Source organism: Azospirillum sp. SYSU D00513, from assembly GCF_017356015.1.
Lineage (GTDB): Bacteria > Pseudomonadota > Alphaproteobacteria > Azospirillales > Azospirillaceae > Azospirillum.
On record NZ_JAFIQV010000002.1, the window covers coordinates 212,717 to 225,309 of the forward strand.

A 12,593-nucleotide genomic window follows, 5' to 3' on the forward strand; every position below is an offset into this window, starting at 1 on the left:
AGGGAGCGCCGCGATGCGGCGGCGCGTTCCTTCGAGCGATGGATCGAGTTTTGTGTGAATGGCGGCCGAATCCGGCTTTCCCCCCGCGCGGCCGGGGACGGGGAGCGGACGGGCGACGAAGGGGAGATGGGCCATGGGCGTCTCGGTTCCCAACCTGTCGATGCGGAACTTCTATCAATTCAGTGGCCAGACCAACAAGGTCGGGGCCAAGGGATTGCCGACCGACACCCAGCAGTTCGTCGTCAGCAAGGCCGGCGAGTTCAATTTCCGGATCAACAATCCGCACACGACCGTCCAGATCGTCGACCAGCGCAACCAGGTCGTCGCCACGGCCAAGTCCGGCATGGACGTGGGCGACGCCAGCGCCAAGCTCGGCCCCGGAACCTACCGGGCGGTCGTCTCACGGCAATACGCCAGCAACCTCAACGCCGTGGTCGAGAAGGAAGACGGCACCAAGGTCAGCGCCAGCGAATACAAGCTCGACGTCTCGGTCCGCGAGAATGTGCTGATGACGGCCGGCGGCGGCATGCTCCGGGGTACGGCGCGCGAGGCGGTCGGGAATGACTCGGGCGTGCAGAAGCACACGCTGAACGTCGCCCAGGGCGGCGAGTTCACGGCCAACCTGTCGATCCCCTTCACCCGCTGGGTGATCATGGACAAGGACGGCAAGGTGAAGGCGTCGGGCGACACCATGAAGCCGGAGGAACAGATTCAGGACATCCTGAAGAAGCCCAGCTTCAAGCTGGAGCCCGGCCAGTACGAGCTGATGGTCGTCCCGCCGAAGAAGGTCGAGGGCGAGGTGCCCTACAATCTCCAGTTCGTGGCCAAGACGGCGTCCCTGGAGGCGCCGACGCAAGAGCGGGAGTTCGACCGCATCATGCGCGAGCGGGAGGAGCGGCTCGCCCGCTGGGCCTCGGAGGATGCGAGGAAGCCGGCCAACAAGACGAACCTCACCGCCTGACAGGCTCGAAGCCCGGCGGTCCGGGCGGGCGGACCCGCGCTCATCCTGCAACCCGGAATTTCCGGCGCCGCCTCTTGCGGGGGAGGGGTGCCGTTGGGCTATGCTCCCGCCCATGGACTTCACCGAAACCCAGCTTCACCGCTACTCCCGCCACATCATCCTGCCGGAGGTGGGCGGCACCGGGCAGGAAACCCTGCTCCGCTCGCGCGTGCTCGTGGTCGGGGCGGGCGGACTCGGCGCGCCGCTGCTCCTCTACCTCGCCGCCGCAGGGGTGGGGACGATCGGCGTCGTGGACGACGACACGGTCGATCTCTCCAACCTCCAGCGCCAGGTCATCCACGACGAGGCCTGGATCGGCGCGCCCAAGGTGGAGAGCGCCGCGGCGCGGCTGCGGGCGCTGAACCCGGATGTCAGGGTCGAGACCCACCGCACGCGCATCGGCCGGGACAACGCGCTCGACCTGATCGGGCGCTACGACCTCGTGGCCGACGGCTCGGACAATTTCGCCACGCGCTTCCTGCTGAACGACGCCTGCTACTTCGCCGGAAAGCCGCTGGTCTCGGCGGCGATCCTGCGCTTCGACGGGCAGCTCTCCACCTACAAGGCGCATCAGGGTGCACCCCACCCCTGCTACCGCTGCCTCTTCCCCGAGCCGCCGCCCAAGGGCCTCGTGCCCTCCTGCTCGGAGGGCGGAGTTCTGGGAGCGCTGGGGGGCTTCGTCGGCTCGCTCCAGGCGACGGAGGTGCTGAAGGAGCTGCTGGGCATCGGCGAGAGCCTGTCGGGCAGCCTGCTGATGCTCGACACGCTCAACACTGCCTTCCAGCGCGTCACGGTCCGGCGCGACCCCGACTGCCCGCTCTGCGGCGCGCATCCGACCATACGCGACCTGTCCGGCCATTAGGGCCTGACCCGGGGAACAGACCATGCAAGGACCCGAAAGCCTGTCGATCGTCCTCTTCGCGGGGGGCTTCGACCGCGTGCATTACGCGCTCGTCATGGCGAGTGCGGCCGCCGCGACCAACCGCAAGGTGACGCTGTTCTTCACCGGCCGCGCGCTCAACGCGCTGCTCGCGGAGAACGCCGGGGGTGCTCCGGGCTGGCACGGGCTCGATCCCGCCGACGACGGCCGCAGCCCCGCCGAGCGCGACGCCTGGTTCCGCGACAACGGCGTCGGCGGCTTCGAGGAGCTGCTGGAGGCCTGCGTCATGCTGAACGCGACCGTCATGGCCTGCGAGATGGGCGTCCGCGCGCTGGGCCTTCCCACGGGCACGCCGCTGCGCGCGGACGTGCCCGTGCGCACCGGCGGGGTCGTCACCTTCCTGAACGAGGCGCCGAAGACCGGTGCCGTCCTTTTCGTGTGAGCGGCATGGCGGAACCGGCGCTGATCATCGACCATGCCAACCGCTTCGAGGCCATCGCCACGGACGGTTTCGAGGGCCGGCCCTACGCCGAGGCACTCGCCGACCTCGCCCGCCGCGTGCGGGCGCACCCGGCCCCCGGCCTGCCCGGCGAGGTCGCCCGCGCGCTCGGCATCCTGTGCGCGATGATCGAGGAGAGCGCCCCGGACGGGCGCTTCGCGCGGAAGGTCGCGATCCTGCGCGAGGCGGCGGAGCGGCTGCGGGGGTAGGGGAGCGGGGCCGCAAATATTTGCACTGCTGTAAGCGCGCACCGCAGGAACTGCCTACGGAGAAAGCAAGTTTTCCGTCATCCCCGCGAAAGCGGGGATCCAGAGCTTTCCATTGCGTGTTGTTCTGGTGAAGCCTGGATCCCCGCTTTCGCGGGGATGACGGTCAAGTTGTTGCTTTCGCAATCAATGCTGTATTGCGAGATGTGTGCGAGTCCTAAACCAGGGCTGGCCGGAACCTCACATCGAGTTGGCGTCCAGCGAATAGCCCGCCGAGCGGACGGTGCGGATCAGGTCCACCTCAGTCTCCTCGTTGAGCGCCTTGCGCAGGCGGCGGATGTGGACGTCCACGGTGCGTGGCTCGACATAGACGTCGTGGCCCCAGACGATGTCCAGCAGCTGCTCGCGCGAGAAGACGCGGCCGGCGTGCTGCATGAAGTGGCGCAGCAGGCGGAACTCGGTCGGGCCGAGATGGACGTCGCGGCCGTTGCGGCGGACCCGGTGGGCGGCGAGATCCATGGTGACGTCGTGGAAGCTCAGCGTCTCTTCCGTGATGCCGGGCGTGGCGCGGCGCAGCACCGCGCGCATGCGGGCGACCAGCTCGGTCGGCGAGAAGGGCTTGGTGATGTAGTCGTCGGCGCCGGAGTTGAGCCCGCGCACCCGGTCGCCCTCCTCGCCGCGCGCCGTCAGCATGATGATCGGCGTGTCGCGGGTCTTGGGGTTGCGGCGCATCTGCCGGCAGACCTCCAGCCCCGACATCAGCGGCAGCATCCAGTCCAGCAGGACGATGTTCGGCGGCTGCTCGTTGGCCAGCAGAAGGGCCTCCTCGCCGTCGTTGGCGACGGCCGTGCGGAAGCTTTCCTTTTCCAGGTTGTACTTCAGCAGGGTGACAAGGTCGGTTTCGTCCTCGACGATCAGGACGAGCGGCTTCTGCGCCGGGTTCATCGTTCCCTCTTGATCCAGGTTCTTGTTTCGGTCCGCGGGACGGTCGGTGCCATGTCTCAGGCGGCGTTGCCCGGCCGGCGGGGCAAGGTCCGCGCCTCCGGCCCGGAGCCGGGCGTCATGACGGCGAAGCTGCTGCCGTCGCCCTTGGGGCGCTCCATCGCCAGCGGCGATCCCACCACGACGAAATGGATGGTCTCGGCGATGTTGGTCGCGTGGTCGCCGATGCGCTCCAGGTTCTTGGCCATGAACAGCAGGTGCGTGCAGGGCGTGATGGTGAGCGGGTCGGCGGTCATGTGGGCGAGCAGCTCGCGGAACAGGCCCGTGTGCAGGTCGTCCAACTCCTCGTCGCGCTTCCAGGCGGCCACCGCCTTCTCGACGTCGCGCTCGATGTAGGCGTCGAGCACGTCCTTCAGGATCGTCCCGACCAGCCGCCCCATGCTGGCGATCCCCGAAGCGGGAGGCACCACCGGCACCTGGGCCAACGCCAGCGAGCGCTTGGCGATGTTGGCGGCGTAGTCGCCGATGCGCTCCAGGTCGGCGGCGACCTTCAGCGCCGAGACGATCTCCCGCAGGTCCTGCGCCATCGGCTGGCGGAGCGCCAGCAGGCGGATCGTTTCCGCCTCGATGGCGCGCTCATACTCGTCGAGCCGCTGGTCGGCCGCCATGACCTGGGCCGCCAGCTCCACGTCCCGGCGCGTCACGGCGCGAACGGCGCCCGCGACCTGCGCCTCGGCCACGCCGCCCATCTGGGTCAGCAGGTTGGCCAGGCGTTCCAGTTCCTGGGCGAAGGAACGGACGATGTGTTCGGGACTCATGCTCCACTCCCCCTCGGGGCCGGACGGGTCCGGCCCTTGCCTCGCGGCCGGTCCGTTCATTGCCCGGCCGGCCGCGGGGGCCGGCCGGGACCGTCGATCAGCCGTAGCGGCCGGTGATGTAGCCCTGGGTGCGCTCGTCGCGCGGGTTGGTGAAGATCTCCTCGGTGTCGTCGCACTCCACCATCTCGCCCAGGTGGAAGAAGGCGGTCTTCTGGGAGACGCGCGCCGCCTGCTGCATGTTGTGGGTGACGATGACGATCGTGTAGTTCTCGCGCAGCTCGTCGATCAGCTCCTCGATGTGGGCGGTCGCGATGGGGTCGAGCGCCGAGCAGGGCTCGTCCATCAGGATCACCTCGGGGCTGACGGCGACGGCGCGCGCGATGCACAGACGCTGCTGCTGGCCGCCCGACAGGCCGGTGCCCGGCTCGCGCAGGCGGTCCTTCACCTCGTTCCAAAGGCCGGCGCGCTCCAGCGACTTCTGGACGATCTCGTCCATCTCGTCGCGGTGCGACGCGATGCCGTGGATGCGCGGGCCGTAGGAGATGTTGTCGTAGATCGACTTCGGGAAGGGGTTCGGCTTCTGGAACACCATGCCGACGCGGGCGCGCAGCTGGACCGCGTCGATCTGCCGGCCGTAGACGTCCTCGCCGTCGAGCGCGATCAGCCCTTCGACGCGGCAGTTCTCGATCGTGTCGTTCATGCGGTTCAGGCAGCGCAGGAAGGTCGACTTGCCGCAGCCCGACGGCCCGATCAGGGCCATCACGCGGTTCTCCTGGATCTCCAGGTCGATGCCCTTCAGCGCCTGCTTGGCGCCGTAGAACACCTTCACGTCCTTGGCGACCATCTTCACGCTGGCGCCCGACTGGCGGAGCGCGGCGGCTTGGGCGCCGGTCTGGAACTGGGTCTGCACGGTCATGGGACTACCACCGCCTCTCGAATTTCTTGCGCAGGAACACGGCCAAGCCGTTCATCAGGATGAGGAAGCCGAGCAGCACCATGATGGCCCCGGAGGTGCGCTCGCTGAAGGCGCGCTCCGGGCTGTCCGCCCACATGAAGATCTGGACGGGCAGGACGGTGGCGCTGTCGGTGAAGCCCTGGGGCACGTCGACGATGAAGGCGACCATGCCGATCATCAGCAGCGGCGCCGTCTCGCCGAGCGCGCGGGCCATGCCGATGATGGTGCCGGTCAGGATGCCGGGCATCGCCAGCGGCAGCACATGGTGCGTCACCGATTGGAGCGGCGAGGCGCCGATGCCGAGTGCCGCCTCGCGGATCGACGGCGGCACCGACTTCAGCGCGACGCGCGAGGTGATGATGATCACCGGCAGCGTCATCAGGGCCAGCACGACGCCCCCGACCAGGGGGGCCGAGCGCGGCATGCCGAAGAAGCCCAGCAGCACCGCCAGCCCGAGCAGGCCGTAGATGATCGACGGCACCGCGGCGAGGTTGTTGATGTTCACCTCGATCAGCATCGTCCAGCGGTTCTTCGGCGCGAACTCCTCCAGGTAGATCGCGGCGGCGACGCCGATGGGGACCGACAGCAGCATCGTCACGATCAGCGTCATGGCGGAGCCGGCGATGGCGCCCCAGATGCCCGCCTGCTCCGGCTCGCGGCTGTCGCCGGACGTGAACAGCGTCGTGTTGAAGCCGGTGGACAGCGCGCCCGACGCGGACAGCGCGTCGATGGCCGCGATCTTGGCGTCGGTCAGCGGGCGCTGGCTCTCCGGCGTGTCGCGGGAGATGGCGCCCTTCATGAACTGGTCGACCGTGTCGTCGGCCAGCACCCACACGGTGCGGGTCGTGCCGACGAGCGACGGGTCCTGGCGGACCATGTCCTCCAGCGCGAAAGGGGCGCCGCTGCTGAGCAGATCGTTCAGCGCGCGGCGGCTGGCGCGGTCGGTGGCGTCGGGGAACTGGGCGTAGAGCCCGCGGCGCAGGATCGCCGCGTAGTTCCGCTCCTGGACGTCCGTCGGGTCGAAGGTCACCTCGACCCGCATCTCCGTCTGCAGGAAGGCCGTGTAGCCCTTGGAGATGATGGAGCCGAGCAGCACCACCAGCATCAGGGTGGCCATGCCGATGGCGGCGATGCCGATCATCCGGAAGCGCCGCTCGGCGGCGTAGCGGCGCTGAAGCCGCGTGGCGAATTCGTCGCTCTGGTAGAGCGACCGGGAGTTGCCCGCCGACATGGTCCGTCTGTCTCTCGCGATGATGTCAGTCATACTTCTCTCGGTATTTCTGGACCACCCGCAGGGCGACCACGTTGAGCGTCAGCGTCACGAGGAAGAGCACGAGGCCGAGGCCGAAGGCCGACAGCGTCTTGGGGCTGTCGAACTCCTGGTCGCCGACGAGAAGCGAGGCGATCTGAGCCGTCACCGTGGTGACCGCGTCCAGGGGATTGGCCGTCAGGTTGGCGGCGAGGCCGGCGGCCATGACGACGATCATCGTCTCGCCGATGGCGCGGCTGACCGCCAGCATGATCGCGGCGACGATGCCCGGCAGGGCCGCCGGCAGCACCACGTGGCGGATCGTCTCGGACTTGGTGGCGCCCAGCCCGTAGGAGCCGTCGCGCAGTGCCTGCGGCACCGCGTTGATGACGTCGTCGGAGAGCGAGCTGACGAAGGGGATGATCATCACCCCCATCACGAAGCCGGCGGCGAGCGCCGATTCCGAGCTGACCGCGAAACCGAGCGACTGGCCGACGTCGCGCACGAAGGGCGCCATGGTCAGGGCGGCGAAGAAGCCGTAGACCACCGTCGGGATGCCGGCCAGGATCTCCAGAATCGGCTTCAGCCAGGTGCGCAGATGCGGGTTGGCGTATTCGGACATGTAGATGGCCGACATCAGCCCGACCGGCACCGCGACCGCCATGGCGACGACCGTGATCAGCAGCGTGCCCGTGAAGAGCGGGATGGCTCCGAAGGCGCCCGACGAGCCGACCTGGTCGGCGCGCATCGCCATCTGCGGGCTCCAGTGCAGGCCGAACAGGAACTCGACCGGCGAGATCACCGTGAAGAAGCGGATCGCCTCGAACAGCAGCGACAGCACGATGCCGACCGTGGTCAGGATCGCGACCAGCGAGCAGATGATCAGCGCGACGTTGATCGCGCGCTCCACCCGGTTGCGGGCGCGCATGTCGGGGCTGAGACGGCCGCGCGCCCAGGTCAGGCCGGCGAGCGCCAGGCAGGAGCCCACCACCAGCAGCGCCCAGTCGCCGAGCGCGTGCAGACGGTTGTAGCGTTCCGCCGCGGCGAGCACCTCGGGTGCCGGCTCCCGGCTGGCGTTGATGCCGTGCGCCAGGTTCAGGATGTCGGCCTGCAGCAGGCTCAACGCCTGCGGGTCGACCGCCGTGAACTGGTCGGGCAGGCCGGCCAGGACGAGCTGCATGACCACCCAGCTCTCCGACGCGGTCCAGAAGGCGAGCAGGAGGACCGCCGGAACGCCGGCCCAGAGCGCCACGTAGAGCCCGTGGTAGGAGGGGACCGAGTGGAGTTCGACGAGTCGCCCGCCCACCGTCGCGGCGGCGCGCGACCGGCCCAGCTGGAAGCCGGCGATGGTGAGGAGGGCGAGGACTATGATGAGAACCGTGAGCTGCATGCGCACCCGCCGGAAAAAAAGCCGAGGACGGCGCGCCCCTCGGTCGTCCGGTTGGATCGACCGGGGGCGGCCCGCCCTTAAGAACACCAGAAGCCTGAACGGCACAAGGCCGGCGCCGCCCCGAAAACGGGGTGGCGCCGGCCGTGGCCGCGGGACTTACATCTTCAGCGGGGTCAGGTTGGTGACCGAGCTGCGCACGTTGTCGCGCTCCGCCTTCGGCTCGGGGATCAGGCCCTTGTCGGCCAGATAGCCCTCGTCGCCCATGGCGCGCTCGGAGGTGTATTCCGCCAGGAACTCGCGCATGCCGGGGATGGTGCCGACATGGGCGTTCTTGGCGTAGACGTAGAGCATGCGCGAGATCGGGTACTTGCCGGCCTGGACCGTCTCCGGGGAGACCTCGACGCCGTTGACCTTGGCGGTCTTCAGCTTGTCGCGGTTCTGGTCGTAGAAGCTGTAGCCGAAGGCGCCGAAGGCGGCCGGGTTGGCGGTCAGCTTCTGGACGATCAGGTTGTCGTTCTCGCCGGCCTCGACGTAGGCGCCGTCCTCGCGGACCGACATGCAGGCGGTCGACAGGGCCTTGGCGTCGGTGATGATCTGCTTCACCTCGGCGACCTTGTGGCAGCCGGCTTCCATGACCAGCTCGTTCAGCGAGTCACGCGTGCCGGACGTCGGGGGCGGGCCGATCAGCTCGATCTCCTCGTTCGGCAGGCTCGGGTCGACGTCGGACCACTTCTTGTAGGGGTTGGCAACCATCTTGCCGTTGACCGGGACTTCCTTGGCGAGCGCCTTCCAGAGGTGCTCCAGCTTGAAGTCGGCGGCCGGGCCGCCCTTGGCGTTGGCGATCACGACGCCGTCGAAGCCGACCTTCAGCTCGGTGATCTGCGTGACGCCGTTGGCGGCGCACTGCTCGACCTCGGACTTCTTGATCCGGCGCGAGGCGTTGGTCAGGTCCGGGTGGGCCGGGCCGACGCCGGCGCAGAACAGCTTCATGCCGCCGCCCGTGCCCGTGGACTCGACCACCGGGGTCTTGAACTTGCCGCCGCGGCCGAAGGCTTCGGCGACCGCGGTCGTGAAGGGGAACACCGTCGAGGAACCGACGACGCGGATCTGGTCACGCGACTGGGCGTTGGCGGTGCCGGCGAGACCGGCGGAGAGGGCCACGGCGGCGGCGGCGCCAAGGACGAGCGTCTTGCTGAACACGGTTGTTCCTCCGATTGAACCGAATGCCTTTTCCGGGGCGGGGAACAAGCTGTAACCCGCGCCGCTGCGCGGTCGGTTTAGCCCGTCCGCGTTGGGCCGGAACTTAGTCGGGGACCGCGACGCGATGATTGCAGTTTTATGACAGTTTCATGACGATGTCCACGTCCGGTCACGGTGTCCGCCGGTCGCCGTCCGAACCATGCGGATCTCCGGGGCTCACAGCGCACCGGCCTGCCGCCGTGCCCCGGCCGGCTGCGTCTCCTCCGCCGCGACCGGAAGCTGGACCGTGAAGGTGCTGCCCGTCCCGACCTCGCTCTCGATGGTCAGCCGGCCGCGGTGGCGGTTCACGATGTGCTTGACGATGGCGAGGCCGAGGCCGGTCCCCCCCATGGCGCGCGAGCGCGCGGCGTCCACCCGGTAGAAGCGTTCGGTCAGGCGGGGCAGGTGGGTGCGGGCGATGCCGTCGCCGCGGTCGCGCACGGACACCGCGACCATGGGGCGGCCGGTGGCGCGGCCGGACAGGCGGGCGGCCTCGCGCGCTCCCGAGGCGGTCCCGGGAGCGGAATTGGGGACGGGCGCCCGGGCCGCGGGGTCGGCGAGTGTCACGGAGACGGTCACCTCCGTGTCCTCGCGCGTGTATTTGATGGCGTTGCTGACGAGGTTCTGGAAGACCTGCGTCAGCTGGTCCTCGTCGCCGGTGACCATCGGCGGCGGACCGGGCGGCACCTCCAGCGTCAGGCGGATGCGGCGCTCCGCCGCCTTCAGCTCCAAGGCGTCGAGCACGCCCTGCAGGCTGTCCAGCACGTCCACCCGGTCGGACGGGGGCATGTGCTCGTCCTGCTCGATGCGCGACAGGGACAAGAGGTCGTTGACCAGCCGGCTCATCCGGCTGGCCTGGTCCTGCATGATGCCGAGGAAGCGTTCCTGCGCTTCGGTATCATCGCGGGCCGGGCCGCGCAGCGTCTCGATGAAGCCGAGCAGCGAGGAGAGCGGGGTGCGCAGCTCGTGGCTGGCGTTGGCGATGAAGTCCGCGCGCATCTGCTCGGACCGGCGCAGCGCCGTGATGTCGTTCAGGGTGAGGATGGCCATCGCGGCGGGCGCCGGTCCGCCGTCCCCGGGGTCGAAACCGGCGCTCACCGGCAGGGGGGGACGGAAGGGCGTCACGCGCGCCTCGAAGGTGCGCTCCACCGGCAGCGGCAGGCTGAACTCGACCGTGCGGGAGGCGGCCCCGCCCAGCACGGCGTCCACCGCCTCCAGCACGACCGGGGTGCGCAGCGAGGCGGCGAGGTCGCGCTGGAGCAGCCGGTCGCCGAACAGGGTCCGCGCCGTCTGGTTGGCGCGCACCACCTGCCGCCCGGCATCGACCAGCAGCAGGGCGTCGTGCAGCGCCTCGACGATGGAATCGTTGGCTTCCGACCGCGCCACCGCGCGCTCCGACCGGCGGGCGAAGGCCCGGTGCAGCCGGGCCACGGCGCCATTGACCGCCCGCGCCGCGTCGGACCCGCCGTCGGGCGGGGGAACGAACTCCTCCTCCTCGGTCAGGCGGCTGACATAGCCCCCCACCATGCGCAGGTCGTGGAGATAGATCCGCAGAATCAGCCCGGCCCCCCCGAGCGCCAGCACCAGCCCGCCGACGGCGCCGGCCGGCGTGAGGCTGCCCTCCGCCGCCAGGAGCGCCAGCGCCAGGCCGAGCGGCGCCACCAGCAGGAAGAGGGCCAGCATAAGCCGGGGCGGCGGCGTCACCTTGGGCGGCATGGCGGGGGCGGTCTCCGGTGCGAGGGCGCGTGCGGGCCGTCGATTCTACATCAAGCGCCACCCGGCCGGGCAGACTTCACAAAAGATTCATCCTGTGCGCCTGCGCATCCATGCCCGCACCCCTCAGGCCCGGGCGTCCCGGCGGAACAGGAGGGTGAGGTTGTTGGCCGGCATCTCGACGGCCTCCGCCAGGGTGAAGCCCCGGGCCGCGCGCTCGACCTCCTCCAGGCCGCGCACGCCCCAGGCCGGGTCGCGCGCGCGCAGGCTGGCGTCGAAGGCGGCGTTGCTGTCCGCCGTGTGCCGCCCCCCGCGCTTGAAGGGGCCGTAGAGCAGCAGGGGCGCTCCGGCCGGCAGCAGGCGCGCGGCGCCCCGGAACAGGCCGAGTGCCGCGTCCCAGGGGGCGATGTGGATCATGTTGATGCAGACCAGCGCGTCGGCCCGGTCCAGCGGCCAGCCGTCCGCGGCGGCGTCCAGCGCCAGGGGCGCGCGCAGGTTGGGCAGCGCCGCCCCGGCGCGCCAGGCCTCGATGCTGGCGCGCAGCTCCGGGTCGGCGTCGCTCGGCTGCCAGTCCAGACGCGGCAGCGCGCCCGCGAAAAGGACGGCGTGCTGGCCCGTGCCGCTCGCCACCTCCAGCACCGTGCCCGAAGCGGGGAGGGCGCGGCGCAGCACCTCCAGGATGGGGGCGCCGTTGCGCTCCGCGGCGGGGGCGTGGCGGCGGGGGTCGGCCGGGCCGGTCGGTTCGAAATAGCTCATGGCGTGGAGGCTATCCGGCCTCGGGGTATCCCTGCAACAGGGGCGGCGCCAAGGGGGCAGGCCGGCGCGGCGGCGGCGCCCCCGACCCTGGCGGCGCCCACCGGGCCTCCTGTTGCTCACCTTATTACTATGGTGTGCGTCCAGGCATTTTCAGGACAGGGCGCGGGCGGAGCGGCTTTTGCATCAGACAGGGTTGAACGGGCCGGACGGGGCGTGCTACGGAGGCGGAATCGTCGATCTGATTGACGTGCGGGGGTCTGGTGCGTGGGAACCTTGCCGGAGCAGATCCGACGCGACTCGGAACCGGCGACGTGAACAGCGCCGGAACAGGCGTGAACACCGGAGAACGAATATGCCTTACGTCGTCACCGATGACTGCATCAAGTGCAAGTACACCGACTGCGTCGAGGTGTGCCCCGTGGATTGCTTCTACGAGGGCGAGAACATGCTGGTCATCCATCCCGACGAATGCATCGACTGCGGTGTGTGCGAGCCGGAATGCCCCGCCGAGGCCATCATCCCGGACACCGACGCCAAGTCGGAGAAGTGGATGGAGATGAACCGCGAGTACGCCACCAAGTGGCCCAACCTGACCCGCAAGAAGGACGCGCTGCCCGAGGCCGACGCCCACAAGGGCGAGGCCGGGAAGTTCGAGAAGTACTTCTCGCCGGCGCCGGGCACCGGGAAGTGACGCTGTAGGCAGAGCAGCGGAAGCGTCCGCAACGGGCGCGCGGCACAGGCCGTCATGCAAAATCATCGGGTCCGCCATCGGCGGGCGGTGGCCGTTTCCGGGCCGCCGCCCGCGTGTAACCTTTGTAACTCACCCGTAACATCGCTATACTGCGCGCCCGAAGCCGGCCCCCAAGCGCCATTGCCGGTCTTCCCGTCGCATTAAGGCTCAATGACAACCGTGCCCGCCGCTTTGACTTCCCTCAGCGGCGCATGG

The 12,593-nt window shown here is 69.6% G+C and carries 13 protein-coding genes; 5 read left to right on the forward strand and 8 right to left on the reverse strand.

From position 1 onward, the window contains the following. The first annotated feature begins 133 nt into the window (after nucleotides 1–133). From JUB11_RS02470 to JUB11_RS02485, 4 genes are all read left to right on the forward strand, one after another. The gene (locus JUB11_RS02470) at nucleotides 134–961 is read left to right on the forward strand and encodes a hypothetical protein (protein ID WP_207455888.1); all 828 of its coding nucleotides are present in this window, start codon (nucleotides 134–136) and stop codon (nucleotides 959–961) included. A 112-nt stretch (nucleotides 962–1,073) separates the two neighbouring features. Then, nucleotides 1,074–1,862, forward strand: a complete 789-nt coding sequence (gene moeB / locus JUB11_RS02475) for a molybdopterin-synthase adenylyltransferase MoeB (RefSeq protein ID WP_207455889.1) — start codon at nucleotides 1,074–1,076, stop codon at nucleotides 1,860–1,862. Nucleotides 1,863–1,884: 22 nt separating this feature from the next. Further along, nucleotides 1,885–2,322 carry a DsrE family protein gene (locus JUB11_RS02480; protein ID WP_207455890.1) on the forward strand — a complete coding sequence of 146 codons (438 nt, stop codon included), beginning with the start codon at nucleotides 1,885–1,887 and terminating at the stop codon, nucleotides 2,320–2,322. A gap of 5 nt (nucleotides 2,323–2,327) precedes the next feature. After that, a complete protein-coding gene (locus JUB11_RS02485) occupies nucleotides 2,328–2,588 on the forward strand; it encodes a hypothetical protein (RefSeq protein WP_207455891.1) in 261 nt (86 codons plus the stop codon). A gap of 237 nt (nucleotides 2,589–2,825) precedes the next feature. Here JUB11_RS02485 and phoB read toward each other — a convergent pair whose 3' ends face one another. The 8 genes from phoB to JUB11_RS02525 form a co-directional block, all read right to left on the reverse strand. Beyond that, nucleotides 2,826–3,530 (reverse strand): phosphate regulon transcriptional regulator PhoB, encoded by a 705-nt coding sequence (gene phoB / locus JUB11_RS02490; RefSeq protein ID WP_207455893.1) that lies wholly within the window; start codon nucleotides 3,528–3,530, stop codon nucleotides 2,826–2,828. 56 nt (nucleotides 3,531–3,586) lie between these two features. Beyond that, nucleotides 3,587–4,345, reverse strand: a complete 759-nt coding sequence (gene phoU, locus JUB11_RS02495) for a phosphate signaling complex protein PhoU (RefSeq protein WP_207455895.1) — start codon at nucleotides 4,343–4,345, stop codon at nucleotides 3,587–3,589. Nucleotides 4,346–4,442: 97 nt separating this feature from the next. Beyond that, a complete protein-coding gene (pstB, locus tag JUB11_RS02500; RefSeq protein WP_207455897.1) occupies nucleotides 4,443–5,261 on the reverse strand; it encodes a phosphate ABC transporter ATP-binding protein PstB in 819 nt (272 codons plus the stop codon). A 4-nt stretch (nucleotides 5,262–5,265) separates the two neighbouring features. Beyond that, a complete protein-coding gene (gene pstA, locus JUB11_RS02505; RefSeq protein ID WP_247886802.1) occupies nucleotides 5,266–6,531 on the reverse strand; it encodes a phosphate ABC transporter permease PstA in 1,266 nt (421 codons plus the stop codon). Between the two features lie 25 nt (nucleotides 6,532–6,556). Beyond that, nucleotides 6,557–7,939, reverse strand: coding sequence for a phosphate ABC transporter permease subunit PstC (gene pstC / locus JUB11_RS02510; RefSeq protein ID WP_207455901.1), 1,383 nt, complete (start codon nucleotides 7,937–7,939; stop codon nucleotides 6,557–6,559). Between the two features lie 156 nt (nucleotides 7,940–8,095). Next, a complete protein-coding gene (locus JUB11_RS02515) occupies nucleotides 8,096–9,139 on the reverse strand; it encodes a substrate-binding domain-containing protein (RefSeq protein WP_207455903.1) in 1,044 nt (347 codons plus the stop codon). A 216-nt stretch (nucleotides 9,140–9,355) separates the two neighbouring features. After that, nucleotides 9,356–10,894 (reverse strand): ATP-binding protein, encoded by a 1,539-nt coding sequence (locus tag JUB11_RS02520; protein ID WP_207455905.1) that lies wholly within the window; start codon nucleotides 10,892–10,894, stop codon nucleotides 9,356–9,358. A gap of 123 nt (nucleotides 10,895–11,017) precedes the next feature. Continuing rightward, nucleotides 11,018–11,647 (reverse strand): DUF938 domain-containing protein, encoded by a 630-nt coding sequence (locus tag JUB11_RS02525; RefSeq protein WP_207455906.1) that lies wholly within the window; start codon nucleotides 11,645–11,647, stop codon nucleotides 11,018–11,020. A 352-nt stretch (nucleotides 11,648–11,999) separates the two neighbouring features. Between JUB11_RS02525 and fdxA the strand changes: the two genes are divergently transcribed. Further along, nucleotides 12,000–12,338 carry a ferredoxin FdxA gene (gene fdxA, locus JUB11_RS02530; protein ID WP_207455907.1) on the forward strand — a complete coding sequence of 113 codons (339 nt, stop codon included), beginning with the start codon at nucleotides 12,000–12,002 and terminating at the stop codon, nucleotides 12,336–12,338. Nucleotides 12,339–12,593: the final 255 nt, after the last annotated feature.